The sequence below is a fragment of the Shewanella sp. SM74 genome, assembly GCF_025653725.1.
GTDB classification, from domain to species: Bacteria; Pseudomonadota; Gammaproteobacteria; order Enterobacterales; family Shewanellaceae; genus Shewanella; species Shewanella oncorhynchi.
The window spans coordinates 128,509-154,442 of sequence record NZ_JAKKRZ010000003.1 but is presented as its reverse complement, the minus strand read 5'-3'; the positions used below and the strand labels follow the sequence as shown (position 1 = coordinate 154,442).

The window sequence follows — 25,934 nt, the reverse complement described above, 5'->3', positions numbered from 1 at the left end:
AATTAGTCAGAGAGATTGAACAGCTCTCTGATGATGAAAGACGAGAGCTGTTTGAGAAACTTTCGATTATTTAGCCTGCTACAGTCAAACCTTGGCGTTTATACTCTAAGGTCTTTTCTAGTGTAAAACCTTTAGCAATCCAACGGCTCGCTTCTTGTGCATAGCGATATCAGTATCACAACAAGCACTTATGCCCACTTGGACATAGAGCAGGTCAGGTGAGAGCTTGGGATCACCAATGTGGTCTTGCTGGGTTTGTGCAAAAAAATTTGATTCAGAATAGTCCTAAATCTCTCTCTTCATCTCTAACTGACTCATGACTAATTTCCTGATCAATATAGCCGATTTGAGCTTTCACCCACGTCCTGACTTTGTCATTTTTATGCTCCAACAATGGACTTAGCGCTGCTTTGTCATCTTCAAGGTAAGGTACTAGTGAGCCTGACCATCCGCGTGTTCTCATATTCGCCCAGAGACAACTTTGTACTCGTTCATCATTCCCGAAACTCTCAAGTAATGCTATAAACAAATCCGAAGGTTGCGGATTATTATCGACGGTTTCGAAGATATTTATACAGCTAGCAACGAAACTTGGCCCAACTTCAGGTTGTTTGTTACACCATGAGATCACACTCTCAACCGGTACTACAGATAAGACACTTGGTAACTGGCTCGATAAACTGTTTTCACGATCAAGCAATTGTTGCAACCAATACAGTTCCATTCCCTTCGCTTGGCTAATAGTAGTCGCAAATATCGGCCATAATTTATTACTATACTCGCGCATAAGATTGAGTAGTAACGGCTTTGTATAATGCAAAATATCACCATGATTTAAGCCGTACTTGCAAGCTTCAATAAGCTGGTTAGTTAATGCTATCGCAAAACTCTCATCTGGTTCTTTTAACAACTTTTCAGCCAAGTCACACCAATTATAAGTATCTCTTGTTGTTCCGCGAGAATCTCTATGTAATGGCACGCTTGAAACGAGCTGTTTCAGTTGATTGCTGAGTAATTTAATGCTTCCGCTTTTGCTAAAACAATACATGTAGATCACGCTTAAAGCTGTCCAACTTGCGTCTTCGCTGAACTGAGCAAGAGATAAACAGAAATCCATCATTGTTGCCGGATCTATATCGGAAGTGACACTTCCATAACTTAATTTATCAGCAGCATTATATGGTATTAGCCCTCTGTGAATTAAATCTAATAATTTATCCAGATGTAGCTTTTGAATTTCCCCTGTGCCAATAACATCAGGATATAAACGAATAAGATTTTCATCTTCTAATAGTTTATCGATATTTTGTTGCCACTGTTCTTGTGATTTTTTAAATATTCCTCGGTATATTCCTAAAATAAATTGAGGGTTTGCAGGATCACTTTTTATAAGCTGTGCGAAGGACTGCTTTAACAGGTGCGTCGAATCTTCAAGGCTCAGAGCTATCTGATAGCCAAAGGAAAAAGAGTGCCTTTGCTCACCTTGTAGAAGTAAGTCGAGATGAGGTATCAGTGCTTCTAGATCTTCTACCACTTCTCTTCCGAAAGCCATGGCATTCTCACAAGCTACATCGATGTAGTGACCTTCTTCGTCTTTGCGGTGCTCCCAAGGCGGATTTATCACGAGTATCTTTAATTTTTCGGGTAACCCCGCTTCATTTGGGCTAAGTAGTTTTAGCCAATTATTAAGCGATTCAATGGCCTCTTGCTTCAATCCCGTTGTGTCATACTCAAAAGAGTGTTTGATACTTTCCAAAGCGGCAGGCCAGTATCGACCATTAACTGCGATTATTTTATGTATTGCAGAGTCCAGCATCTCTAGGCGCCCCCGACTAACAAAACTGCGTATTGAGTGGCCTATAGTTGAGAGTACTTTTTCTTTTTGACTGTCTCCCCTTACTAGCAGGGATATAAGTAAATCAAAGGCCTCTTGCCAGTAATCGAAAATTTCCTGCCAAATTCTTGGCTTCCATTCTTGAAGGGGCGCTTTAGTACCTTGATACTCAGCGCCTACCATACGAGTGCCGCCATCTGGGCGAATCGCCTGCTCAAGTGCTTCTAATACAACCATATCTACAGAATCTTGATGTAACTCTAAAGCCCGATTTAGGAGCGTAAAGCGGGCTTGAGGTGTGGCAGCTGTACCAGAAAGGTAAATGCTGAATAGCTGAGAAAATATTCCCGTTGCGTTGTTACCATAAGCTTCATTTTCTGATGACGCTAGAAGCAACATGCACCATGCAGCCTCTGAAAATATACCAGAGTGAAAACATAGTTTTTCAAGCGCCCACACCAAATTTCTTCGAATAGAACCATCGATCGCATGAAGTTGCTGAGTGTTTTTTGCACTGAGTATTTTATAGAGTGCTTCGCAGGTAGATTCGGGATTCACAACTACAAATGAGCGAAAGAGTCTAGAACCCCGGTTCGATAAGATCACTTCCGCTTGGCCAAAAGGGCCTTGGGGGCCACAAAGCTTTTCGCTTAATTGTTTAACATCCGGGTGAAAATCCATCCTTTCTATTTGATGACAAAACCCTTCAATCATTCCCTCTGGAATTTTATCCACTAAATCTATTTGTTTTCTTTCTCTAGTTTTGCTCCACCATTGACCCGCTAATCTAATAGCTAATGGCTTTGGAACAACTTGGCCGTACCGGCCTCGACGGTCAATTAGCCCTCTCGCTGAATATTCTTGAACGCATTCGTATACATTGTCGACAGGTATATCAATAACAGTTGCAATAAATTCAAGTTGATTTTCTACCTCTCTTTCTACTCCAAATACATCAAACAGAGAACAAGCCTGCAATACCTTTATCCGTTCAGGGCTTTCAGTTTCGCCACGCCTCCACAATAACTTGTTTGCCAATTCGTCTTCTGTGAGTTCGCCAATCCGAGGGTCTTCGGTTAAACGGGCTTGTGCCAATAAAACAGCCATTTGAGGAAAACCTTGTGCAAATGATGTAATTCTATCAAGATCAGGTAGTTGGTCTTTATATATAGGGGTTAACAACTGAAATAGTTCTTCATCAGTCATTGGGGTTAGTCTAAAACACACGGTAGGAGCTGATACAGATTCCATGTTGTAGTCCAGCGTCAAGAGGCTTATTTGACTACTTGTACGGCAAACTTCTTTAACGAGACGTTCATGTAAACGATACTCGCAATTATCAACCACCAAAATTGCCCTCAACCCCAATCCAACCCAATCTGCAACTAGTGCATCAATTGTGGGAGCGTGATTGGCATCGACATAAACAACTAAATTTCTTATGGCTTCATTTTCAAAAAAAACCTGAAAGGCGGTTCTCGTTTTACCCAAGCCGGATAGGCCTATAATGCGAAAACACGATTTTGGTGTTGAGACATTTTTAATAAGCGTTGCAACAATATCATTTCTACTATTTACGGCCGCAAAAGGGAGACGAGACAAATCTTCATCTTCGCTCCACATGTTGAAAGGCTTTAACCCGCGTTCCATGGGCCTTCCGACCCAATGTTGAACAGAAACTATTGCTGAAATGAAATTATTCGTCCATGCAGCTATTTGAGCAGCATCATAAATATCAATGATGCAAGTCTTAGCATATTCTTTATTTTGGTCTTCGAGCTTATTTCTTATAGCTGTTATGCGTGCATCTTTTTGCAGTTTGTTTAATTCTTGCGTGGTAAAAACGATGTATGCGCCCCCTTGGTCTAATACTTCAGCAACCTTTGGCTTTAACACGCTTGGATAGTCTTTTCTTGCTGTTGTCATTATTTCATTTGCATAATCTGCGGACCCCATTTCTGTCGCTTTATTTTGAAATAATGTTAGGCGATTAGGGATGTAATCTGTTTGGTCGGGCCCTTCAATCCAACTAATACGACCATCTTCCCCACCATCACCAACACGGATATTCAATGCTACTTCTACAGCACGCTGCTTTATTTCGAACTTATACGCCTCAGCTTGCAATAATTCATTTAATAGCTGCGTTAATTGAATATCAGTTAGACGGTTAACATCCTCTGATTCAACTTTAAAAGGTCTAGTCATATTCACCTATCCTAAATTATATTCTTTTAAGCCGATAAAAGGTTTTTGCTAAGAATCTATTTTATCTGAGTTGTTTCATTAAACTTTGTCTGAGCACACGTTTCGTCCCTTCGTTTAGCTAATTCTGGGCTGTTGTCCTGCATCGTCTTTAAGATAAGTTGGTTGCATACCTTCTCTTTAAGCTGTTGGTCTTTTTTGTGAGCAGGTGCACTTATGGTGGCGATTATGGGTTTGTAGTTAAGGGATGCGTTACAGTACATCTGAGTCAGGCTCCGACCTTTTGAGTTAATGTTTTTCATGGTCGAAAGCTGATTGCACAAATCGGTGAACATTGCTTTTGCTTGCAGAGTGCACTTGGAGTAGGCGGTTGCTTGCTGCTTAAGGTTTGCACAGACACTTTCTTGCTTTACCTGCCAGAGAAAGTGCTGGAATCGAATGTTGGTTCCTTTGTAGGTGAGAGTTTGGTCTGTGACAGTGGTGTTTGCTGCATCAACATAGGCATTGGTGATGTTATTGCTCACCATCTCCAGATAGGCTGCGAATAGCTGTGACAATGGATCCATTACTCATCCCTAAGTGATTATTAAAACTATTTAATAGGATCTTATTTTGTTTTTTTATATTATTTTTATCTCTAATTGATAATACATTTTTATACCATCTGTACACTTATTGACAGAACTCCAAGTTAGAGCAAAAAAGCGTTTTCTGAGCCTGAGACTTAGTTGCTAGCGTCCATGTATAGACGCGGGTAATGATCTCCACACCGAAAGAGACAATCCCCTTTAGCTGGGTTAGTGCAGCATCGCCATAGCGATTGGTTTTGAGTGGCTGATAGTGTTCTGGGGCAATTTCGGGATTTGCTCCTGCAACTCCTGCATCTAATCCCGAAGCTAGCTCCGAAGTCAATCCCGCATCTACCCCTGAGGCTAATTCCAGAGCCCCTGCAACAGTTCCTGAAATGATTTCCTGCATTCCTGAATCGTAGTCCTGAAATTCCCGAGATGGTTCCGGCATGTTCCTGAAATCGCCCTGCAATAGATTCTCGGAATTTTCGGGATGATTTCTGCATTTTTTCTGGCTATTCCCGCATTCCTGCAATGCGTTTCGGGATTGTTGTTGGATTAATGCGGCAATTGGCTTGCTTTGTGTGTTAGTTGCTCCACTGTTGATGATACCGGCTTGGAGCGCATTGGTTTGGGTTTTATATAGCGGACGAATGGTTTGCTCGACACGTTTACAAAACACGCCACCCATAAGCTGAGTGTATAAAGCCCAGTTGCTGCTGTCGGCTGCTTGGCGAATGGCCTCTATCCAATTAAGTGATGGATCTTTAATTGCGTCTAGGCGTCTTAATTCGCGCCAAGGGGTTACACCAACGCCACCGATTTGTTGAAACTGCCGTATGCCCCAACAGGACGCCCATACTTTTATCCGTATTGCTGAGGTGGTGGCATCTTTGCCGTAGCTGTCGTATTCAATCCCTTCACCATCGATGTTTTTATTAATGTACTTCATGATGTAACCCGTTCCTGAACCAATAGCGGGATCGATATATTCCACTTTAAAGCGGCGCTCCTTTGCGCCTTGCTCATCACCATCTTCCTCTAAGCAATAGTGTGTGAAGGTATCGACTAAGGTTTGCTGTTGCTCACTTGGGACAAATAACAGTAAGTGCCAGTGTGGGGTGCCGTCATGGTGTGGCTCTGCTACCCGAAAACCGAAAGGGGTGACTTGTTCACGGGCAAGGGCGGCACGAATGCGGGCAAAGGTGCGATTTAAGTATTCTTGGGCATCGAGTGGGGTTGCGCCGTTCCAATTGGGATTTTCATCGCCCGTCCTGGCAAAACAGCGATGGTATTTAGACGGTGTAGTCATGGTTAAGAATAGGGCGCTATAGCCCATCTCTTTGGAATAATCTTCAAAGCCACGGATGCGAACCATCAACTCGGCCTTGCGAATAGCGGGGTTAGAGACATTGAGCTTGGATAATTCGGCAAGACTTGCACTATAACCGTGTTCGTTGGTGGCTATGGTGTTTTCTAATAGCTGTTGATTGTTCTGCCATTGGGTCTGAAAATTGCTGACGGTAATGTTACTGGCATAAATGCCTTTTTGTTTACTGACCAAATTGAGTTCCCATGAAATGGTTTCAATTTGCAGATTGCGCTGTTTTCTTAATTTCCGCTTTCACCAAATTTCATCGCCAGCGCGGGCGAGTGCGCCATAGACTTGGGCAAGCTCAATCTCATCAAGTGTGTCCAACTTAAGATGGTTGATAATTGTCTCGCTCAGTTTTGGCGGCTTAATGCTATAGCACGCCATGTAATGCAATAGCGTGCTGTAAATAGTGAGTAATCCCTTACCTTCTGCTTGCGCTGTGATCTGTATACAGCGGCGGGCGTGTTGCTTTGCCTTTGCGCTTATATCTTGCTGCTCAATATTGATGTGGTAAAAATGTTTGTCTTTACCCATAACGGCGGCAATGCGTGTAGTCAGGTGTAACACGCTTAAGTTGGCTTCGCGGCGATTAGGCTTCTTACGATATTGCCGCATAATCGCTATACGATGAGGTGAGGGCAGACCATAGAGCTTATTATCAAGCCATTGCTTATCGTGTTCATGGACATTAAGCATGTGCTTTTACCTCGCTGTTAGTCAGTAATTGCTTACCTCGCTCGTTAAGCGTGAGCTTTTGCCAACGAATGCCCATCTCAAACACTGTTGCTTCAGTAAGTAGTCCTTCACGTTTTAACCGAAACAAGGTGCGTTTTTGAAAGTGACCGTTAAAGGTTTCTAGGCCATCGACTTTGCCAATGTCTTGGCAGACTTCGATGCAGCAATAGGCGTAATTGCCTTGCGCAAGCCATAGGGCGAACTCAAGTTGTTCATCGGTGAGCTTAGGCATGGGGATAGAAGAGGAGGTCATCATTATTTAACCTCCCCGTTATGTAATGGAACTGTTTGCTTTTGGTCAGTGGCTTTTAAGGTGTACCCGTTAACAGAGTCATTGTTTGTTAACGGGTACACCTTTTCGATTTCGGTCTCGGTACCCGTTAACGGGTACTTGGACTCGTTATATAGCCTAATGGTCTCTTGGCATTGTTGAAGTGTGTGGTCGATCATCGCTAATTGAATGATGACGCAAAACAGGAAACCGAATTTAAAGAGTGTGATCATAAACCCTCCCGTTAACGAAGGATTCAACATCACTTTGACGGTACTTAACACAGCGGCCAACCTTAACAAAGCGCAATGGGTAGCGGCCAGTACAGCGCCAAACGGATAGAGTGCCGATGGTGACGCCGAGAAATTCGGCGACCTCGGTCGGGCTGAGTAATAGATCGTTCATGGTAACTCCTGATTAAAGTAGATTTGTCAGGAGTTAAGATAATTGTGAGGGGTTAGGATGTATTCACGTCACAGGGTGTGACAGTACCGTCACACCCTGTCACGGTAATACTTAAGGCTTACTAAGCCAGTCATATTTGTGACCAGTTGCAATAAGGTTTTGCTTAAGGCGGCTTTTTATTTCATCACTGGCTCTGAAATAAACGGATTTGATATCGTTGTCATAAGCATTTTGAGTGAACCCTCTATCTTTTGCTTTACCGTACCATTCATGACCTAGGTCAAACTCACCAGTTGATAGATAAATCGCTCCAAGCAAGGTGCATGGCCTGAAATTTAAAGGTGTCACTTTATGTGCTTCATGCCCAAGTTCTATTCCTCTGGTGAAGTCTTCTTGATCTCTACAGACCCCGCCAAAGGTCGTTAATAGAGCTGACTTCAGCTTTTTGTCTTTCCCTGAATGGGTAAATGGATACTGTTCATTTAGTGTCTTTCGGATTTTCTTTAGTTCGCCACCTTTTCTGTAGGCTGCACTTGCATTGACCAGCTCCCAAGGCATGTTTTTCTGTTTCCAGTTTTGATAATGCTGGTGAGCTAATTGAATATTATTTTTTTGCTCAATAAGTTCATTGTAAAAGCCTACGTCAGAAAGCCAGATCATTTCTTCTTGGGTGATTGGCTTTTTGCGAAGTTGGTTCAGAAGCTTGTCGACTCGCGAGTTTTTCTTTACGCCGTGAATTTCGAAATCATCAAAATCAATGTGACTTGCTTGATATGCTTGTTCCGCTGCTAGCTGTTTTTTCAGGAGTTCATCTGCTTGAGCTTTTTTCTCGGCTAACTCTTTAGTTTGTTTTTCTTTGACTGCTTGTTGTCTTCTAATTTCAATATTGTCGAGAACGGTTTTATATTGCCCAAATAGTAGTTTTGCAACCGCTTGATTTGACCTTGCTGATAGCTCACTTCCTCTAGTAAAGATTGAGGTCAAAATTTCAATTTTTAGCTTAATGAAATTATTGAAAATAGAATCAATTTTATCAGATGGACTGGTTTTTGACCGAGCTTCTATGTACAACTTATGAGCGCCATCGCCCAATGCAATCGAGAGCATCTCCATATCGGATTCACAAATGTTGCTTTCATCCTCGGTAAAAAATTCAATCAACAGGTCAGCGTATGCGCTAAAAATTGGATACTGTCCTGTGGAGAATAGCGCAGTAACTAAAGAAGTTTTATGGTTAATCATTGGACAAATCCATTTAAATTATTTATTAGTTTGTTGTGAACTAAGCCAACTATTAATTGTTCTAGTTGCTTGATATGGAGATGAAAATGAGTAGCCAACGCTTTTTGCGAAATCAAGGACTTGTTCTGTAATCATCTGTGCGGCTTGGTGAGGATTATCGTAATTTCGTTGATTATAAAGTTGGATGGCGTAGGCCATGACTTTATCTCTAGTGCCATGACGCTTATTTCTTCCTGAACTTCCAGATTTAGAAGCTTTGTCGAATAATTCTTTATGCTTGGTTATGTCAGCTTGAAGTGTCAGATAGCTTTCGTTTTCAATGACCAATACGTGCTCTGCAAAAAGGCGACTTAGTAGATTGGCTGCTTTGGTCATTCCAGCCATGTGGCACGCCATCATCGCTTGCATAAACTCAGCTATGGCCTCTGGTTGGCTGTTGAGTAAGTTTATTAATACAGTTTCATCTTCATCACTCGTGTCCGATGAAAGCGGAAAATCGGCATTTGCGAACCTTCGTACATAATTCATATCGATCTGAGATTCATTGCTCGATGATGAAGATAGCATTTCAATAAATAGCTCCACCATTTTCTGCTGTTCTTCACTAAGGATTTTCTGACTGTCTGGAATTTTTGCCAGCTCTTTTGCGACCGTATCTTCAGTTGTGCCTTTGGGGAGTTTGCTGGATAGTTCAGAGGGTGAAGTTATGGCGCGAAATACTTCATCCATATCTTCAAACATTTTGTCTTTATCTGGAGAGTCAGGGAGAGCTATGAGGACTTTCAAAAATTCGGGTGGTTCGGAAATTGAATATTGCTCGATGATCCCTTCGAGTGTTTGAGTGAACTTTTCTTGCGATGAAGTTTCCGTCATAAAGCTATTTTCCCTGTTCGTTAACTCATAGGGAAAAGTATTAGAAATAGGGTTAATTGTCCATAACTGAGATGAACACGGCAAAAGGGGGATTTTTGAAAATGTTACGAAAAAAAATTCTAAAAAACGTCATTCCTATGGCGGCACATAGGCGGCACAGGATTTTTCAAATTCCGTAAATTATTGAATTTTATAGATAAAAAGTGACTTATGGTCTCTCCACAGGGACTCGAACCCCGATCGGCCGCTTAGGAGGCGGCTGCTCTATCCTGTTGAGCTATGAAGAGACGACAGTGATTATACTGGTTTTATCTTTGATTAAAAGGCTTATGATTTAGTTGCTTAAATCTTAAGCGCTATGTCGTTTATCTGTACATTGTAGGCGGCATTTTGGTCTACAAGTACTGCGGTGGCGCTTTCTTCGCTTACTTGCTCAATTTTTACCGTTGCACGACTTTTGGTCGCGACGGCGCGCATTTCATTGAGTCTATCGGGTAAGTTTTGTTGTAATACTACTTGGAATTTATCACCGACACGAATGCCATGTTTACGGCCTAGATTTAATATAATCCTGTCTGCTTGTCGGCTAACGACTTGGCCAAGTAATGGCCTGCAATTAAGTGTGCTGTCTAAATCTCGGGTAGCTTGCAATATTAATTGAGTAATACTTTTTCCATAGGAGGAACGCCAGAATCTATTACTGTTGGGAGCAATGATAGCCTGTTCTTCAAATTCCCATGGGGCCGATGTGCTGTAGTTTTTGCTCCAGACCTCTTCGCCACTGATCCCATGATAGAGGCTGAGTTTGAATTGAAATTGCCTTAGCGGAGCTTCATCCCAAAATCCTAAGAAGGTGGGTTGTACAGGCTCTATCGATATATCAATGATCTGCGGTTGAAGAATATATTGGCTGTCGGTAATTTCACTGAGCCAGCTTGGAAGTCGATAACCGCGAATATCCACTAGGTCTTGTTCAATATCGAGTCGCTCGTTAGCATGGATGTGACTAAAGCCAGTTGAAGAGTAATCTTCTATAGTGTTCCCTAACGCCTCTGAAATGACCTCTTCAAAGCCTGAAAGTTGTCCATATCTAAGCTGAGAACGATCTTTTATTTGTGTTTGAGGTATTAAAATAGCGGCCTTTAATTGGCCATTAGGACACTGTTGTGTTGGATCATCATTTAGATCGAGGCGAAGGGATACATATATTTTATTTCCCTGAATTTGTTCACTAACGAGTTGGATGTTTATGGCTTGGGCGTTGCGATTTATCGCAAAGTTATTTTGTGTGAGGTTACCATTAGAGGTTTGTTGCTCGCTGGATATTTGAATACCTGTGCTTAATGTCGCATAGCTAACAGCTTGATTAATCGCTTCTTCCCTTGCTTGAGCTGTATTACCATTGATAATAGTTGCTTCTCCGCTGGCTTCTATCCATTCGGCTCTGGTGGGCAAAGAAAGTAGTAAAAGGCTCAAAATGATGAGCGAAGCTGAACCTGGTATGTGCATCAATTCAATCCTTATCGCTAAGCTAATGGCGATATTACCAATCGAGCCAGTTTTCTGACTCTTAATCTAATATGTCAATAAAGCAAATTTCGTGCCTGAGTATGAGAACTTTTGATAAAGTTTCCAGTGTTACAGTCGATATACTGCGTAATAGAAGAATATTGTCGGACTGAGGTTAATATTGGTCCGAAGATTGCTGGTTTTTGTTACTCATTAAAAATTTGAAGCTTAGAAAGTGAGTCACTTGACTGCCAATGCACCCATAGATGAGGTAAATCCAATGCTAAAGCGTGTGATTATTCCCTTAACATTGATAATGTTAGGTGGATGTGTAGCTAAACCGGTTACGCCGCCCAAACCGAGTTTAGTGGATGGCAATGGGTTGCCGCCAACGGCAGTGATTAACCATTTAGCACAGCGAATAGTGACTGAGCTCGTTAAGCAAAATGATGCTCTGCGTTCTGATCAACCTATCGTAGTTGCAACACCTGTATTAGTGGGTGATTTGAATGGCACTAATGCGTTAGCGCAACAGTTACAGCAAGGATTAATGACATCGCTCCATAGCTTTCAGTTTAATGTGGTGGATTTAAACTTAGCTGATGGCTTGAGAGTCACATCTGACGGGGATTTTATTTTGACGCGAGATTGGCAAAAATTGTCGAAAGATCTTCCTGTTGAGCATCTTGTCGTTTCGACTATGAGCGTAGTAACCAATGGTATGGCGATCAATACTCGGATTGTGAACATTAGTAACAATCGCGTGGTATCGGCATCTCAAACTTTTGTGACTCAAAAAGAGTTGGCAAACTACATGCAGCCTTCGGAGCAAATTGTGTCACAAAATGGCATCTTATATCGTCAGGCGAGTCCAGGTATGAATGAAGTGCGTGTTTTAGGAGATGGAAAATGAAACGCTACCTTTTAGTTATTGTGGCGCTAATGCTAACTGGCTGCGCTGCTAAAGATAGATATGTGCAATGGGAAGATGTGCCGCCGCCGAGTTTTCCTAAGTTAACGGCTATAGGATATGCGCCGTTAGCGACTCAACCGGCTAAAGAGCAATCACAAAGAGTGTTGATGGCTATGCAGGCATCAAAAATTGTGGCTTATCGTGAATTAGCGGAACAAGTTTATGGGCAGAAAATAACGGCAAACAGCAGTGTCAGTGATTGGATGTTGACGGACGATAATGTCAAAGCGTCAGTTTCTGGTGTGATCCGCGGTGCACGAGTCGTTAAGAGTTATCCAGCAGGCGAGCATTATGTCACTGAGTTAGAACTTGATTTTTCACAGGTTTGGGCGCTTTATCAACAACAGAACCGTCCACAACGAGTGAAGGAAGTGACGTATTTCTAGCGTTTTTGAGAGCATGTATTGAGCCGCGTATTTACGCGGCTTTTCTTTTTGTACAAGACATTAATATCTAATCAGAGCTTAGAAAAGGTAATGCTAAGTGGGAGTGATGCGCTTGTTAGGCCTTTAAATCATTGCCTAAACTTGAGATAGTCGAGGTCTTGCCTTTATCGTTATAGGTGAGGCTGGAGGCGTTTCTGCTGGCTTGTAAAGCTTGAGCAAAGCGATTTAAACTCGCTAAATTCATCTCAATTAAACTGGCATTTTGTTCGTTTAATTCTTTGCATTCAGTCAATGCGTCTTTGATCTCAGCCATTTTATGCACGAGTTCGACTTGCTGAGTGAGTAGCGATTTATCACTGTGTTTTGCCAGAATATCATCATTATTCTTTAGTTCTTTCAGACATTGCGATTTTTCGTTAGCAAGGGAAAGCAGTAAATCGGCGTTTTGGTCAACCAAAGCGCCTTTTTCCTTGAGTATGATTTGCTTAAGAACAGCCAAATGGGCGTGTTGTAGATCTACCAGTTTAGCTATTTCAGTCATAGTTACTCTTTATTTAAGTCATTAAGTTCGGCTTCAAAACTTGCAATATTGGCAGCCAACTTTTCAGGGTCAATTTTATAGCGACCTTCGGCAATAGCTTGTTTGATTTCTGCTACTTTCTTTTGATCAACTTCAGGAAGGCTAGCCATTTTAGTCTGAGCTCCTTGAAGTTGTTGTGCCTGGGCCGTAATGACCACAGAGTCGCTTCTCTGTGGTGTTGTCGATTTTGTAGAAACTTGAGCAGATTGATCGCTGCTCGTTTTCGTTGCGCCTGAACGAACTTGCGCAGTCGTTGCAGTGTTGAGTTTGCTAATATCAATTGCCATTTTAGGCTCCAGCGTCGTGTGTACGGGATTTCTTAACTGGGGTATCGGCAGCTTACAAAAAAGCTTTAGATTATTTTACATTCTTACTTCAACTTCGCCAATGCCTGTGACTATAGCATCTAGTTCTTTGTTTGAACTGCTATTTTTGACTCTGATCCGATCACCTTTATTGCCATCTTGTAGGGCTTCGCCTACTGTTTTGAGCTCGAATGAGCCAGAACGAACGTAGATAGATACCGAATCATTTTTACAAACGAAGCATAAGTTGTTACTTAATATGGGATTATCTTTTGCTACTCGTCGTTTTACTCGCACGCCAGCCAATTTACTCGGGTCATCGAATTCGGCACCTCTCAAGCTATTTTGTTCAATGTAACGGACTTCTACTTGACTAGGAGAGATGAGTTCGCCTGGTGCTAAGATTTCGGTTGAGACAACAACGGGGAATAAGATATCCACCCGAACCGAGATATAGATTTGCCAAGGGTAAGCTAAGTCTTGTGTATCGCAGCTGACTTTTAAGGTGTTATTACGGCTAATTTCCCTATCGCTAGCCAGTTCAACTTTCATTGGAGACGAACATTGTGACGGCAGCATTCTTGCGTCAACCATCTGTGGCGAAATATTTACTTTGGCATTTTCTGGAACGGATATTTTTTCTGAAATAAGCGCTTTAGCTAATTCTGAGATTGCCGATACGGTGGGGACAATAGGCTCTGCACTCGCAAAAGCGGGCATGAAGAGGGTGAAAAGACTAAAAAAACAGACTAAATTTACTTTCATAATGAAGAGACTAGCTTGTAACGCCAGAATGCACCTATACTTTTATTAAGTTCGAAGCTGACCACTGTAATAATAATTTGCATCACTGTCAGAAGATTGACTCAGTTTCGACTATGTTTATCGATAGATAAGACGTAAGCAATTAATATGCCTATACTCAACTGAGTTATAGGGCCGAACATAAACAGAACAACAAGGCAGAGTTATGTCGAGTATTCTTGATTCAGTCAACAAACGAACCCAGCTCGTTGGACAAAACCGTTTAGAATTACTGCTTTTTAAATTAAACGGTCGTCAACGGTTTGGGATTAACGTGTTTAAGGTGAAAGAAGTACTGCAGTGTCCACCACTGACCACTTTGCCTAAACTTAATCCTTATGTGAAGGGTGTTGCTCATATTCGTGGAACAACCATTTCAGTGATTGATTTGAGTGCGGCAACAGGGGGAAAACCTTTAGCGAGCACTGAAAACTGTTTCATCATTATTTCTGAATATAACCGCAGTGTTCAAGGCTTCTTGGTCAGTTCTGTTGAGCGGATCATCAACATGAATTGGGAAGCGATTATGCCTCCGCCGCAAGGTGCTGGCCGTTATTCTTATCTGACAGCTGTGACTGAAATTGAAGGTGAATTAGTTGAAATTCTCGATGTGGAAAAAATCTTAGATGAGATTTCACCAGTTAAAACGGCTATCAGTGAAGAAGCCAATGAAAAACTGACCCTCGACAGAACTCAGCATTACCATATTATGGTTATTGATGATTCTGCCGTGGCGCGTAAACAAATTATTCGTTCACTCGAGTCATTGAATTTACAAATTGATACCGCAAAAGATGGTCGCGAAGCATTAGACAAGCTTAAAGAGATCGCCAAAGAGATGGATAATGTGGCCGATGAGATCCCCCTCATCATCTCTGATATTGAGATGCCTGAAATGGATGGCTACACCCTGACAGCTGAAATCCGAGATGATCCTAAGCTTAAGCATATTAAAGTGGTACTGCATACTTCGTTAAGTGGTGTATTCAATCAGGCAATGGTTCAAAAAGTGGGGGCCAATGACTTTATCGCTAAGTTTAATCCTGACGAACTGGCCGCTGCTGTGAATAAGCATTTAAGTTTGTAATTGCTGTCGGTTAGTACCTAGATACGCTTTACGCTATAATCTCGACTTTATAACATGATGGTTTCGCACTGATTTTGGTGCTTGCTATAGGATTTAGGATGTGAATGTGCCAAATAAATCACTCGCTGAGGCTGAATATAATCAATTTAGGTTGTTCTTAGAGCAACACAGCGGCATCGTACTGGGTGAAAATAAGCAATATCTTGTGCGCAGTCGTCTTGCTCCTTTGATGGGCAAATATAACCTGCCATCCTTATCTGATGTGGTTAAGCATTCGATGAAGCCTACTGAGCGTGCGCTCAGAGCTGAAGTGATCGATGCTATGACGACCAATGAAACCCTTTGGTTCCGTGATCGTTATCCATTTGAGTTGTTGAATAATGTCCTACTACCAGAATACAGTCGTCTGGGGCGTCCGCTTAAAATTTGGTCTGCGGCTTGCTCGTCAGGCCAAGAGCCATACTCATTGGCTATGACTATTCTTGAGTATCAACAGAAGAAGCCTGGTGCCTTGGCTGGTAGTGCTTCGATTCAAGCAACGGATTTATCTCCTTCCATGTTGGAACGCTGCAAAAATGCCGAGTACGATAGTTTGGCATTAGCGCGTGGTTTATCTGAAGAACGTAAGCGTCAGTTTTTTGATGCATTACCTTCAGGTAATATGAAGTTAAAGGATAATGTGAAGCGGTTGGTGAACTTTAGAGCGCATAATTTGCTTGAGAGTTATAGTCTGCTTGGCAAGTTCGACATTATCTTTTGCCGCAATGTGCTGATTTATTTTGCACCAGAGGCAAAGGCAAAAATTTTGCGGCAATTCGCTGCCGCTCTCAATCCCAAAGGGATTTTATTTCTCGGTGCATCAGAATCTATCGCTGGTTTAACGGACGAGTTTGATATGGTTCGTTGTAACCCTGGCATTTATTACCAGAAAAAGACTTAACTCAGCCGCTCTAAAGAAAATTACCGACAATTGTCGGTAATTTTTTACCTATCACTTGCTCATCCTTGTTGTTATTCTCAAAATTTTCCTGATGTTGGCACATGAATTGCTTTATTTTCGTGAGAACACGAGGAGGCAATTTTATGGCGATCAATTTTGATAATGCACTGGGTGTGCATCAATACACTCTCGGTATTAGAGCGCAGCGGGCTGAAGTTATTTCAAGCAATATCGCTAACGCAGATACGCCACATTACAAAGCCCGCGATGTTGATTTTTCTGCGGCAATGCAGGCCGCTCGAGGCCAACAGCAGCGAAATAGTCTTGAAATGCAAGAGCCAGATAAGCATTTTGGGCTTGCGGAGTTGACTGGGCAATTTGTTAAGTTCCGTGTGCCAAATCAACCCGATACCGGTGATGGTAATACTGTTGATATCCAACAGGAACAATCGGCATTCATGCAAAATGCACTTGAATATCAAATGTCACTAGGTTTTTTAGACAGTAAGTTTAGTGGCATGAAGAAAGCGTTGAGAGGGGATTAATCATGAGTTTATTTAGCATATTTGATGTTGCTGGCTCGGGAATGTCTGCTCAATCGGTCAGGCTAAACACCACCGCGAGCAACATAGCCAACGCGGATTCCGTCTCGAGTAGTGTAGATAAGACCTATCGTTCCCGTCATCCCATTTTTGAAGCCGAAATGGCTAAAGCCCAAAGTCAGCAACAAGCTTCTCAAGGCGTTGCAGTAAAAGGCATTGTAGAAAGTGATAAACCACTACTGAAAGAATACTCGCCCGATCATCCTATGGCGGATACGGACGGCTTTATTTATAAACCGAATGTTAATGTCATGGAAGAAATGGCAGATATGATTTCTGCTTCGCGCTCATATCAAATGAATGTTCAAGTCGCTGAAGCAGCTAAGTCTATGCTGCAACAAACACTTGGGATGGGTAAATAACATGTGTTACTTAGGAGGTAAGCTGTGAGCCTCATTAATCAAATTAACCAAGCGTCGGCGCAGACGGCTCAAAATAAGAGTCAGCCAAATGCCGTTACGACGAATTCATCAACCAGCTCAACGGGTAATCCGTTTCTTGATGGCATACGTTTGCCAAAAGATTCAATAGTACCGGAAGCAAAAAGCCAGCAGTTAACTCAAGATGACTTTTTCTCGTTATTAAGCCAACAGTTATCGATGCAAGATCCCTTTAAGCCCGTCGACAACGACCAAATGATTGCGCAGATGGCATCATTCTCGACGGTTGATGGTATTACTAAGTTGAATAAGGAAATCGTTAATTTAAACGGTGTTATGACATCAAGCCAAGCATTACAGGCATCAGGACTTGTTGGTCGCAAGGTATTGATCCCAACTGATACAGGTAACATTTCAGCTGAAAGCCCAACAATAAAAGGTGTGATTAGCACGCCAGCTAAAATTCCTGAAGTTACTGTACGTGTTGAGGATGAGAAAGGCCAAGTTGTGACCACCTTTAAAGTTGATGGCAGTAAGGGGGGCAATGTCGATGTTAACTGGGATGGCCTCGATAAAGATGGAAACCCTGTAACCGCAGGTAACTATACGATCAAGGCGAGTGGTTTAGTGGATGGGAAATCCCAAGAATTGCCAGTCTCGACCTATGCTCATGTGACCAGCGTTTCTCTCGGTACGGCCAGTACTGGCGCGATTCTTAACTTGAGAGGCGGTATGGGCATCAAGTTAACCGATGTGTTAGCTGTGTCTGAAACCTAAGTTTGCATAAAAGAATTTTTGCAGTATCCGAATTGGGCGTAAGTTGCTCATAAATGAATTGAGTCAAGTGTAGAGGTGAATTATGTCGTTTAACATTGCATTGAGTGGCATTTCTGCCGCGCAGAAAGATTTAAACACTACGGCGAATAACATTGCTAATGCGAACACCATTGGCTTTAAAGAGTCCCGTGCTGAATTTGCGGATGTTTACGCTAATTCTATTTTTTCAAATGCTAAAACTGCTGTCGGTGGTGGTGTTGCTACGAGTCAAGTGGCACAGCAATTCCATCAAGGTAGCTTACAGTTGACGAATAACTCCCTTGATATGGCGATTAAAGGTGGCGGCTTTTTCGTTACAGCCTCTGAACTGGGTACATTAGACCACTCGTTTACCCGTGCTGGAGCATTTAAGGTCGATAAAAATAATTACATGGTTGATTCTGCTGGTAATTATTTGCAAACTTTCCCAGTGGATAAAGATGGGAACTCAACATCAGTGAGTTTAACGACGGCTAAGCCGGTACAAATACCAGACACTGCAGGTAGCCCTGTAAAGACTGAGAATGTTACTTTACAAATGAACTTAAATGCTAAGGAAAGTGCACTCGACCCCGCGGCATTCGATCCTCTAGATGCAAAAACCTACAATAACGTTACATCAATGACAATTTATGACTCACTCGGTGAGCCACATATTATGACCACTTATTTTGTTAAGCCCAAAGATGGTTCGTACAATGGTGAGAACAATTGGGTGGCTTACTATGCTGTTGATGGAAAGCAAGTCGATTTAGCCGGTCCTGCTGGTACTTATCAAACAGATACCACCGGCGATGGTACGCCTGATGCAACGGGCACAGCTCAAACTGCTGGTGGTTGGAAAGGCTCTGTACTCAAGTTCAATTCTGTTGGTGTCTACACTGGTAGTGATCCTGCTATAGTCAAGACTGAGGCTTTGGGCGTCAGTGGTGCGGGTGTTTTAGGGCCAGGTGCCGATGGTACTCAAGAGTTGACTGTGAAGTTTAATGCCCCAACGCAATATGCTGCTCCTTTTGGTGCAACTGAGTTGACGCAAGATGGTACGACTGTAGGTCGCTTAACTAACGTTGAAATCGGCGAAGATGGTTTAGTGACCGCGAGTTATTCTAATGGTTCAACCGTGCCTTTAGCACGGGTTGCTTTAGTTCGTTTTGCTAACGAACAAGGTTTAACGCAAGTGGGTAATACGTCGTGGAAAGCCAGTTTAGCTTCAGGTCCAGCGTTAGCGGGTGAGGCAAATAGTGGAACTTTTGGTAGCATCAGTTCATCGGCGTTAGAGCAATCGAACATCGATTTAACTACTGAACTGGTCGATTTAATTTCGGCGCAGCGTAACTTCCAAGCGAACTCTCGTACCCTTGAAGTGAATAACACGCTGCAACAAACCGTATTACAAATCCGCTAATCATTACTTTATTTAACTAAGTGTTGCCGCCAGTGGCAACACTTAGCCTTTATCCTGCCGTCAAATCACTTCATTTTCATATTTTTCAATTCTATCAGTAAATTAAACGTTATTTTTTATTGGCATGATGCTTGCTTTGATATTGTCATGTAGAAAATTTGACGGAGCAGTCTGTGGACAAATTCCTTTATGTCGCCATGAGTGGCGCTAAGCAAAATATGAATGAGCTGGCACTCCGTGCGAACAACTTAGCCAATGCTAATACCGATGGTTTTAAATCAGATATGGCGCAGGCCAGATCGATGCAAGCCTTCGGTGAAGGGTTGCCTTCAAGGGTGTTTGCGATGACAGAATCTCCGTCAGCTAATTTTCGCTCTGGTCCGATAAAAACCACTGGACGGGATCTCGATGTTGCCATTAAAGGCGATGGCTGGTTTGCCGTTCAGGCGAAAGATGGCAGTGAAGCTTATACCCGTTCAGGTAGTCTCAGTTTCGATGCGACGGGCATGTTGTATAACGACAGAGGCAATCCCGTGATGGGGGACGCTGGCCCGATAGTGCTGCCATTACCTATTGATAAAGTGTCAATTTCACAGGATGGCATAGTGTCTGTTCGCCCTCAGGGGGCGACTGCTGAAGTGATAGAAGAAGTGGCTAGATTGAAGTTAGTTAATCCCGGCAATGCGCAGATGATGCGTGGTGAAGATGGATTATTTCGACAAATGTCAGGCGAACCAGCACCAGCTGACCCTTTCGTCGCAGTTGAAAGTGGTGCCGTAGAGGGCAGTAACGTTAACCCTGTTGATGAAATGGTGTCTTTGATTGATCTTCAGCGCCAGTTTGAATTGCAAGTCAAGATGATGAAAACCGCGGAAGAGAATGATCGCGCTTCATCCTCATTAATGCGTATTAGTTAGGAGATAGATTATGCATCCGGCGTTATGGATTAGTAAAACTGGCTTAGACGCACAGCAAACTGATATTTCAGTGATTTCAAACAACGTAGCGAACGCTAGCACTGTGGGCTACAAAAAAAGCCGCGCAGTATTTGAAGATTTACTCTATCAAACAGTTAACCAAGCAGGTGGTGTTAGTGCATCTAACACTAAGCTACCCAACGGATTAAACATAGGTGCGGGTACGAAAGTCGTCGCTACTCAAAAAATGTTTACTCAGGGTAACATGCTGACGACGGATAACTCACTGGATCTCATGATTGAAGGTCCTGGATTTTTTGAAATACAGCTTCCTGATGGAACCACTGCTTATACTCGAAATGGTCAGTTTACCTTAGATGATACGGGTCAGATTGTGACGCCAGGTTCTGGCTATTTGCTACAACCCGCGATCACTATTCCTGATAATGCGACCAGTATTACCGTTTCAGCGGAGGGTGAAGTTTCAGTAAAAACGCCGGGTACCGCTGAGAACCAAGTCGTGGGTCAGTTGACTATGACGGATTTTATTAATCCATCGGGTCTAGATCCTATGGGACAAAACTTATATACGGAAACTGGTGCGAGCGGCACGCCAATTCAAGGTACCGCTTCGTTAGATGGTATGGGTGCTATTCGTCAAGGCGCCTTAGAAACCTCTAACGTGAACGTGACCGAGGAACTGGTGAACCTTATCGAAAGTCAGCGCATTTACGAGATGAACTCCAAAGTGATTTCAGCGGTAGATCAGATGCTGTCTTATGTGACTCAGAATTTATAGAGGCAAACATCATGGCTAGATATCTTGTGTTGGCCGTCGCGTTATTGCTTGCAGCCTGTAGCTCGACGCAAAAGAAACCCCTTGCGGATGATCCCTTTTACGCGCCGGTATACCCAGAGGCGCCGCCGACAAAAATTGCCGCAACTGGCTCTATTTATCAAGACAGCCAAGCATCTAGCTTGTATTCGGATATACGCGCCCATAAAGTCGGTGACATTATCACTATCGTATTGAAGGAATCGACTCAGGCGAAGAAGAGTGCAGGCAATCAGATCAAAAAAGGCTCAGACATGAGCTTAGATCCCATCTTTGCTGGTGGTAGTAATGTGTCCATTGGCGGAGTGCCAATTGATTTGCGTTACAAAGATAGCATGAACACTAAGCGTGAATCGGATGCGGATCAGAGCAATAGTCTAGATGGCAGTATCTCGGCAAACGTGATGCAAGTGCTGAACAACGGCAGCTTAGTGATCCGTGGTGAAAAATGGATTTCAATCAATAATGGTGATGAGTTTATTCGTGTCACTGGTCTCGTTCGCTCGCAGGACATTAAACCCGATAACACTGTCGATTCAACGCGAATGGCTAATGCCCGTATCCAATACAGTGGCACAGGCACTTTCGCAGATGCTCAAAAAGTGGGCTGGTTAAGCCAGTTCTTTATGAGCGACTGGTGGCCCTTCTAAGGAGTCGTATCATGAAATATAAACTGGTGTTAGCCGTTGCCATGCTAGTGTTTTCTCTACCTAGTCAGGCTGAACGAATTAAAGATATTGCCAATGTGCAAGGTGTGCGTAGTAACCAGTTGATTGGTTATGGCTTAGTGGTCGGTTTACCGGGAACGGGGGAAAAAACCAGTTATACCGAGCAGACCTTTATGACTATGCTCAAAAACTTTGGGATTAATCTTCCTGACAACGTCAAACCGAAAATTAAAAACGTTGCAGTGGTAGCCGTACACGCGGATATGCCTGCCTTTATCAAACCTGGTCAAGATCTTGACGTGACGGTATCTAGCTTAGGCGAAGCCAAAAGCTTACGCGGTGGCACCTTATTACAGACCTTTTTGAAAGGGGTAGACGGTAATGTGTATGCGATCGCCCAAGGTAGTTTAGTGGTGAGTGGTTTTAGTGCCGATGGTTTAGATGGTTCAAAGGTGATTCAAAATACGCCAACTGTAGGTCGTATACCCAATGGCGCAATTGTTGAGCGTAGTGTAGCAACCCCATTTTCAACTGGCGATTATTTGACGTTTAACCTACGTCGTTCGGATTTCTCTACTGCGCAGCGCATGGCCGATGCGATCAATGATCTATTAGGTCCAGATATGGCGCGTCCTTTAGATGCGACGTCTGTTCAGGTAACGGCTCCACGTGATGTATCACAACGAGTCTCCTTTTTAGCAACGCTTGAAAACCTTGATGTTGTTCCCGCAGAGGAATCTGCCAAAGTGATCGTTAATTCACGTACTGGAACCATAGTGGTTGGGCAAAACGTACGCTTACTCCCTGCGGCGATTACCCATGGCGGCATGACTGTCACGATTGCGGAGGCGACACAGGTTTCGCAGCCAAATGCCTTGGCTAATGGTCAAACAACCGTCACGAGTAATAGTACGATCACAGCGACAGAAAGTGACCGTCGTATGTTTATGTTTAATCCAGGCACTACGCTGGATGAGCTGGTTAGAGCGGTTAACTTAGTCGGTGCAGCCCCTTCAGATGTGTTAGCAATACTTGAAGCATTAAAAGTGGCAGGAGCTTTGCATGGTGAACTTATCATCATCTAATTTCTGTCGGGAAAATCATGGAAAAGCTTTCAAGTTCATCACATTTTCTTGACCTGGGCGGGCTAGATTCACTCCGCGCCCAGGCTCAGAAAGATGAGAAGGGCGCCTTGAAAAAGGTCGCCCAACAATTTGAAGGTATTTTCGTGCAAATGCTGATGAAAAGTATGCGCGATGCCAATGCGGTTTTTCAGTCTGATAGTCCACTCAATAGCCAATACACTCAGTTTTACGAGCAGATGCGCGATCAGCAGTTATCGGTCGATTTATCTGACAAAGGTGTATTGGGCCTTGCCGATATGATGGTGCAGCAACTCTCTCCCGAAACAAGTCATTTCACGCCTGCATCGGTATTGCGTGACGATGGTGGCATGAAAATGCTCCACGACGATAAAGCGCTTAATGTGCCTATGCAGAGTTCAGCCGCTCCTGTGGTTGAACCCACAGTTGTAAATCATGGTGTGCCGGCTGCTATCGCTCGGCCTGTATTTGAACCGGATAGAGCTGAAGATGCAAATTCATCAATGGACATTGATGCGCCTAATCGTTCACTGGCTATCGATACGCCTAAGCCGAGCTGGAGTGAACAATCACTTTCAGTGGTAGAACCTGTGATTAGCGGCCAAGTTTTGCCGACGGCAGCATTTAGGGAAACCCAAAAGATTGTCAGGTTTGGTAGTCGAGAAGAATTTTTAGCGACCTTATATCCACATGCTGAAAAAGCCGCAAAAACATTAGGTACTCAACCAGAAGTATTGTTGGCGCAATCGGCACTGGAAACTGGCTGGGGACAAAAAATCGTCCGCGGCAATAACGGTGCGCCGAGTCATAACCTATTCAACATTAAAGCTGATCGTCGTTGGTTAGGTGATAAGGCTAACGTCAGTACCTTAGAATTTGAGCACGGTGTTGCTGTTCAGCAAAAAGCTGACTTCCGAGTTTATAGTGATTTCGAGCATAGCTTTAACGATTTTGTGTCCTTCATTGCCGAAGGTGAACGTTATCAAGATGCGAAAAAAGTGGCCGCTTCCCCTACTCAATTCATCCGAGCTTTGCAGGATGCGGGTTATGCCACTGATCCTCGATACGCTGAAAAAGTGATTAAAGTGATGCAGTCGATCAGTGAAGAACTGAAATCAATTCTGCCAGGAGAAGACAAATGATGAATCTTACAACCCTGTTTGTTCATAGGAGTGTCAACTAATGGCCGTTGATCTACTGAATATAGCGCGAACTGGGGTGCTTGCCTCCCAGTCGCAACTGGGTGTTACCAGTAATAACATAGCTAACGCCAATACCGCTGGTTACCACAGACAAGTGGCAACCCAGTCGACTCTTGAATCGCAGCGTTTTGGTAGTAGTTTTTATGGCACAGGAACTTACGTTAATGACGTTAAGCGTATCTACAATGACTATGCCGCAAGAGAGTTACGCATTGGCCAAACAACGTTAAGTGCCGCCGAAGCCAGCTACGGTAAATTGAGTGAGCTAGATCAGCTGTTTTCACAGGTAGGTAAAGTTGTGCCACAAAGCTTGAATGACCTGTTTTCGGGGCTGAATAGTGTGGCTGATTTGCCTGCAGATTTGGGTATTCGGAGTTCGACCCTAACAAACGCACAGCAAGTTGCCAGCAGTCTTAATCAGATGCAGTCGTATTTGAATGGCCAGCTTAATCAGACCAATGACCAGATCACTGGTATGACTAAGCGTATCAATGAGATCAGTACAGAACTGGCAAATTTAAACCTAGAGTTAATGAAGTCGCCGAATCAGGATGCGCAGTTGCTTGATAAGCAAGATGCACTTGTTCAAGAGTTAAGCCAGTACGCTCAAGTGAATGTTATTCCATTAGAAAATGGTGCTAAGAGCGTAATGCTCGGTGGCTCAGTGATGTTGGTTTCTGGCGAAATTGCTATGACGATGGGAGTCCAAGCGGGTGATCCATTTCCGAATGAGCTCCAATTGACTTCAAGTATTGGTTCGCAAAGTGTCACTGTTGATCCGAGTAAACTTGGCGGTCAGTTAGGGGCCATTTTTGATTATCGTGATCAAACGTTAATTCCCGCGGGTCATGAGCTCGATCAATTAGCCTTGGGCGTGGCTGATAACTTCAATAAAATGCAAGCACAAGGTATTGACCTCAATGGACAAGTTGGTGCCAATATCTTCAAAGATATCAACGATCCTATGATGTCTTTGGGCCGTGCAGCAGGTTTTTCTGGTAATACGGGTAATGCAACGTTAGGCGTCACCATAGATGACACCAGTTTATTAACTGGTGGTGCCTACGAACTGTCATTTACCGCGCCTGCAACTTATGAACTGAGAGATTCGAAAACGGGGGCAATTACGCCACTGACGTTAAATGGCTCGACTTTATCGGGTGGATCTGGATTTTCAATTGACATAAAAGCGGGCGCTATGGCGTCTGGCGATCGTTTTGCCATTCGCCCGACAGCGGGTGCTTCAAATGGCATTGAAGTGGTCATGAAAGACCCTAAAGGCATTGCCGCCGCATCACCAAAGATTACCGCAGATGCCGCTAACTCTGGCAATACCCAAGTGAAGCTGACTCAAATTAGCAATCGTAATGCCGCAAATTTCCCTGTAACGGGCAGTGAGTTGACGATAAAGCTCGATACCACAGTTGTGCCTCCAACCTATGAAGCATTCGACGCCGCGGGAACATCCCTTGGGGCTGCAGCCCCTTATACGCCTCCGAGTATTAGCGCTTTTGGTTTTACCTTTGAAGTTGACAGCAAAGCGGCTGCAGGCAATGACAGATTTACCTTCGATTTATCCTTCGCAGAGGGGGATAACTCTAATGCTGTCGCTATGGCTAAGTTGAGCGAAAGTAAGGTGATGAATGGGGGAAAGTCGACCCTAGCTGATGTGTTCGAGAATACTAAGCTCGAGGTAGGCAGTAAAACGAAAGCGGCTGAAGTGCGTGTCGGTTCGGCAGAGGCCGTGTATCAACAAGCTTATGCGCGAGTAGAGAGTGAGTCGGGTGTGAACTTAGATGAAGAAGCAGCAAATTTAATGCGTTTTCAGCAAGCCTATCAAGCCTCTGCGCGGATCATGACGACTGCACAGCAGATTTTTGACACCTTATTATCCTCAGTGCGTTAGGAGATTT

At 43.4% G+C, this 25,934-nt stretch carries 26 protein-coding genes, 1 tRNA gene and 1 pseudogene; 14 read left to right on the top strand and 14 right to left on the bottom strand.

Annotation, left to right across the window (positions count from 1 at the left end; genetic code table 11):
* Positions 1-274: 274 nt before the first annotated feature.
* From L5M49_RS04610 to L5M49_RS04560, 11 genes and pseudogenes are all read right to left on the bottom strand, one after another.
* Positions 275-4,042, bottom strand: a complete 3,768-nt coding sequence (locus L5M49_RS04610; protein WP_263265544.1) for a hypothetical protein — start codon at positions 4,040-4,042, stop codon at positions 275-277.
* Positions 4,043-4,098: 56 nt separating this feature from the next.
* The gene (locus L5M49_RS04605) at positions 4,099-4,605 is read right to left on the bottom strand and encodes a hypothetical protein (protein WP_263265543.1); all 507 of its coding nucleotides are present in this window, start codon (positions 4,603-4,605) and stop codon (positions 4,099-4,101) included.
* 106 nt (positions 4,606-4,711) lie between these two features.
* Positions 4,712-6,217: pseudogene (locus tag L5M49_RS04600) on the bottom strand (replication endonuclease); the annotation flags it as partial.
* Positions 6,218-6,232: 15 nt separating this feature from the next.
* Positions 6,233-6,679, bottom strand: coding sequence for a hypothetical protein (locus L5M49_RS04595; protein WP_263265542.1), 447 nt, complete (start codon positions 6,677-6,679; stop codon positions 6,233-6,235).
* Entirely contained in the window at positions 6,672-6,974 is a 303-nt protein-coding gene (locus tag L5M49_RS04590; protein WP_263265541.1) for a hypothetical protein, read from the bottom strand. The genes L5M49_RS04595 and L5M49_RS04590 overlap by 8 nt, the downstream gene beginning before the upstream one ends.
* Positions 6,974-7,222 carry a hypothetical protein gene (locus tag L5M49_RS04585; protein ID WP_263265540.1) on the bottom strand — a complete coding sequence of 83 codons (249 nt, stop codon included), beginning with the start codon at positions 7,220-7,222 and terminating at the stop codon, positions 6,974-6,976. The genes L5M49_RS04590 and L5M49_RS04585 overlap by 1 nt, the downstream gene beginning before the upstream one ends.
* Entirely contained in the window at positions 7,206-7,394 is a 189-nt protein-coding gene (locus L5M49_RS04580; protein WP_263265539.1) for a helix-turn-helix transcriptional regulator, read from the bottom strand. The genes L5M49_RS04585 and L5M49_RS04580 overlap by 17 nt, the downstream gene beginning before the upstream one ends.
* Before the next feature lie 111 nt (positions 7,395-7,505).
* Positions 7,506-8,636 carry a hypothetical protein gene (locus tag L5M49_RS04575; RefSeq protein WP_263265538.1) on the bottom strand — a complete coding sequence of 377 codons (1,131 nt, stop codon included), beginning with the start codon at positions 8,634-8,636 and terminating at the stop codon, positions 7,506-7,508.
* Between the two features lie 18 nt (positions 8,637-8,654).
* Positions 8,655-9,509, bottom strand: coding sequence for a hypothetical protein (locus L5M49_RS04570; protein WP_263265537.1), 855 nt, complete (start codon positions 9,507-9,509; stop codon positions 8,655-8,657).
* A 211-nt stretch (positions 9,510-9,720) separates the two neighbouring features.
* A tRNA-Arg gene (locus L5M49_RS04565) sits at positions 9,721-9,796 on the bottom strand.
* A 55-nt stretch (positions 9,797-9,851) separates the two neighbouring features.
* Positions 9,852-11,018 carry a flagellar assembly protein FlgT gene (locus tag L5M49_RS04560; RefSeq protein ID WP_263265536.1) on the bottom strand — a complete coding sequence of 389 codons (1,167 nt, stop codon included), beginning with the start codon at positions 11,016-11,018 and terminating at the stop codon, positions 9,852-9,854.
* Positions 11,019-11,298: 280 nt separating this feature from the next.
* On the opposite strand from L5M49_RS04560, the gene L5M49_RS04555 reads away from it, so the two are divergent.
* Together L5M49_RS04555 and L5M49_RS04550 are read left to right on the top strand one after the other, a co-directional pair.
* On the top strand, positions 11,299-11,931 hold the full coding sequence (locus tag L5M49_RS04555) for a FlgO family outer membrane protein (protein WP_028761216.1): 633 nt from the start codon (positions 11,299-11,301) through the stop codon (positions 11,929-11,931).
* Entirely contained in the window at positions 11,928-12,377 is a 450-nt protein-coding gene (locus tag L5M49_RS04550; RefSeq protein ID WP_028761215.1) for an LPP20 family lipoprotein, read from the top strand. Before L5M49_RS04555 ends, L5M49_RS04550 begins: the two co-directional genes overlap by 4 nt.
* 115 nt (positions 12,378-12,492) lie before the next feature.
* Here L5M49_RS04550 and L5M49_RS04545 read toward each other — a convergent pair whose 3' ends face one another.
* From L5M49_RS04545 to flgA, 3 genes are all read right to left on the bottom strand, one after another.
* Complete coding sequence (locus tag L5M49_RS04545) at positions 12,493-12,918, bottom strand: flagella synthesis protein FlgN (RefSeq protein ID WP_028761214.1); 426 nt, start codon at positions 12,916-12,918, stop codon at positions 12,493-12,495.
* A 2-nt stretch (positions 12,919-12,920) separates the two neighbouring features.
* Positions 12,921-13,244, bottom strand: a complete 324-nt coding sequence (flgM, locus tag L5M49_RS04540) for a flagellar biosynthesis anti-sigma factor FlgM (RefSeq protein ID WP_263201394.1) — start codon at positions 13,242-13,244, stop codon at positions 12,921-12,923.
* 75 nt (positions 13,245-13,319) lie between these two features.
* Positions 13,320-14,027 (bottom strand): flagellar basal body P-ring formation chaperone FlgA, encoded by a 708-nt coding sequence (gene flgA / locus L5M49_RS04535; protein ID WP_028761212.1) that lies wholly within the window; start codon positions 14,025-14,027, stop codon positions 13,320-13,322.
* Positions 14,028-14,232: 205 nt separating this feature from the next.
* Between flgA and L5M49_RS04530 the strand changes: the two genes are divergently transcribed.
* From L5M49_RS04530 to flgK, 12 genes are all read left to right on the top strand, one after another.
* Positions 14,233-15,153 carry a chemotaxis protein CheV gene (locus L5M49_RS04530; protein ID WP_028761211.1) on the top strand — a complete coding sequence of 307 codons (921 nt, stop codon included), beginning with the start codon at positions 14,233-14,235 and terminating at the stop codon, positions 15,151-15,153.
* Positions 15,154-15,253: 100 nt separating this feature from the next.
* On the top strand, positions 15,254-16,093 hold the full coding sequence (locus tag L5M49_RS04525; protein WP_168824478.1) for a CheR family methyltransferase: 840 nt from the start codon (positions 15,254-15,256) through the stop codon (positions 16,091-16,093).
* A 143-nt stretch (positions 16,094-16,236) separates the two neighbouring features.
* Positions 16,237-16,638, top strand: coding sequence for a flagellar basal body rod protein FlgB (gene flgB, locus L5M49_RS04520; protein WP_028761209.1), 402 nt, complete (start codon positions 16,237-16,239; stop codon positions 16,636-16,638).
* 2 nt (positions 16,639-16,640) lie between these two features.
* Entirely contained in the window at positions 16,641-17,057 is a 417-nt protein-coding gene (gene flgC / locus L5M49_RS04515) for a flagellar basal body rod protein FlgC (protein ID WP_263265535.1), read from the top strand.
* A gap of 24 nt (positions 17,058-17,081) precedes the next feature.
* Entirely contained in the window at positions 17,082-17,852 is a 771-nt protein-coding gene (gene flgD / locus L5M49_RS04510; RefSeq protein ID WP_168824475.1) for a flagellar hook assembly protein FlgD, read from the top strand.
* Positions 17,853-17,934: 82 nt separating this feature from the next.
* On the top strand, positions 17,935-19,296 hold the full coding sequence (gene flgE, locus L5M49_RS04505) for a flagellar hook protein FlgE (protein WP_028761207.1): 1,362 nt from the start codon (positions 17,935-17,937) through the stop codon (positions 19,294-19,296).
* Between the two features lie 173 nt (positions 19,297-19,469).
* Positions 19,470-20,213 carry a flagellar basal-body rod protein FlgF gene (gene flgF / locus L5M49_RS04500; RefSeq protein ID WP_105251930.1) on the top strand — a complete coding sequence of 248 codons (744 nt, stop codon included), beginning with the start codon at positions 19,470-19,472 and terminating at the stop codon, positions 20,211-20,213.
* Between the two features lie 10 nt (positions 20,214-20,223).
* Positions 20,224-21,012: a flagellar basal-body rod protein FlgG gene (gene flgG, locus L5M49_RS04495; RefSeq protein WP_028761205.1), complete on the top strand. Its 789-nt coding sequence runs from the start codon at positions 20,224-20,226 to the stop codon at positions 21,010-21,012.
* Positions 21,013-21,023: 11 nt separating this feature from the next.
* Positions 21,024-21,698, top strand: coding sequence for a flagellar basal body L-ring protein FlgH (flgH, locus tag L5M49_RS04490; RefSeq protein ID WP_028761204.1), 675 nt, complete (start codon positions 21,024-21,026; stop codon positions 21,696-21,698).
* A gap of 11 nt (positions 21,699-21,709) precedes the next feature.
* Positions 21,710-22,801, top strand: coding sequence for a flagellar basal body P-ring protein FlgI (locus L5M49_RS04485; RefSeq protein ID WP_028761203.1), 1,092 nt, complete (start codon positions 21,710-21,712; stop codon positions 22,799-22,801).
* A gap of 17 nt (positions 22,802-22,818) precedes the next feature.
* The gene (gene flgJ / locus L5M49_RS04480) at positions 22,819-23,961 is read left to right on the top strand and encodes a flagellar assembly peptidoglycan hydrolase FlgJ (protein WP_028761202.1); all 1,143 of its coding nucleotides are present in this window, start codon (positions 22,819-22,821) and stop codon (positions 23,959-23,961) included.
* Between the two features lie 40 nt (positions 23,962-24,001).
* Positions 24,002-25,927 carry a flagellar hook-associated protein FlgK gene (gene flgK / locus L5M49_RS04475; protein WP_113939459.1) on the top strand — a complete coding sequence of 642 codons (1,926 nt, stop codon included), beginning with the start codon at positions 24,002-24,004 and terminating at the stop codon, positions 25,925-25,927.
* The last annotated feature ends 7 nt before the right edge of the window (positions 25,928-25,934 follow it).

Coding starts and splice junctions, on each gene's coding strand:
- flgH (WP_028761204.1), top strand. CDS start 21,024: ATGGCTAGATATCTTGTGTTGGCCGTCGCGTTATTGCTTGCAGCCTGT.
- flgC (WP_263265535.1), top strand. CDS start 16,641: ATGAGTTTATTTAGCATATTTGATGTTGCTGGCTCGGGAATGTCTGCT.
- L5M49_RS04590 (WP_263265541.1), bottom strand. CDS start 6,974: ATGATGACCTCCTCTTCTATCCCCATGCCTAAGCTCACCGATGAACAA.
- flgM (WP_263201394.1), bottom strand. CDS start 13,244: ATGGCAATTGATATTAGCAAACTCAACACTGCAACGACTGCGCAAGTT.
- L5M49_RS04555 (WP_028761216.1), top strand. CDS start 11,299: ATGCTAAAGCGTGTGATTATTCCCTTAACATTGATAATGTTAGGTGGA.
- flgE (WP_028761207.1), top strand. CDS start 17,935: ATGTCGTTTAACATTGCATTGAGTGGCATTTCTGCCGCGCAGAAAGAT.
- L5M49_RS04530 (WP_028761211.1), top strand. CDS start 14,233: ATGTCGAGTATTCTTGATTCAGTCAACAAACGAACCCAGCTCGTTGGA.
- L5M49_RS04545 (WP_028761214.1), bottom strand. CDS start 12,918: ATGACTGAAATAGCTAAACTGGTAGATCTACAACACGCCCATTTGGCT.
- L5M49_RS04610 (WP_263265544.1), bottom strand. CDS start 4,042: ATGACTAGACCTTTTAAAGTTGAATCAGAGGATGTTAACCGTCTAACT.
- flgK (WP_113939459.1), top strand. CDS start 24,002: ATGGCCGTTGATCTACTGAATATAGCGCGAACTGGGGTGCTTGCCTCC.
- flgG (WP_028761205.1), top strand. CDS start 20,224: ATGCATCCGGCGTTATGGATTAGTAAAACTGGCTTAGACGCACAGCAA.
- L5M49_RS04575 (WP_263265538.1), bottom strand. CDS start 8,636: ATGATTAACCATAAAACTTCTTTAGTTACTGCGCTATTCTCCACAGGA.
- L5M49_RS04570 (WP_263265537.1), bottom strand. CDS start 9,509: ATGACGGAAACTTCATCGCAAGAAAAGTTCACTCAAACACTCGAAGGG.
- L5M49_RS04560 (WP_263265536.1), bottom strand. CDS start 11,018: ATGCACATACCAGGTTCAGCTTCGCTCATCATTTTGAGCCTTTTACTA.
- flgJ (WP_028761202.1), top strand. CDS start 22,819: ATGGAAAAGCTTTCAAGTTCATCACATTTTCTTGACCTGGGCGGGCTA.
- L5M49_RS04605 (WP_263265543.1), bottom strand. CDS start 4,605: ATGGATCCATTGTCACAGCTATTCGCAGCCTATCTGGAGATGGTGAGC.
- L5M49_RS04550 (WP_028761215.1), top strand. CDS start 11,928: ATGAAACGCTACCTTTTAGTTATTGTGGCGCTAATGCTAACTGGCTGC.
- flgB (WP_028761209.1), top strand. CDS start 16,237: ATGGCGATCAATTTTGATAATGCACTGGGTGTGCATCAATACACTCTC.
- flgA (WP_028761212.1), bottom strand. CDS start 14,027: ATGAAAGTAAATTTAGTCTGTTTTTTTAGTCTTTTCACCCTCTTCATG.
- L5M49_RS04595 (WP_263265542.1), bottom strand. CDS start 6,679: ATGCTTAATGTCCATGAACACGATAAGCAATGGCTTGATAATAAGCTC.
- L5M49_RS04580 (WP_263265539.1), bottom strand. CDS start 7,394: ATGAACGATCTATTACTCAGCCCGACCGAGGTCGCCGAATTTCTCGGC.
- L5M49_RS04585 (WP_263265540.1), bottom strand. CDS start 7,222: ATGATCACACTCTTTAAATTCGGTTTCCTGTTTTGCGTCATCATTCAA.
- L5M49_RS04485 (WP_028761203.1), top strand. CDS start 21,710: ATGAAATATAAACTGGTGTTAGCCGTTGCCATGCTAGTGTTTTCTCTA.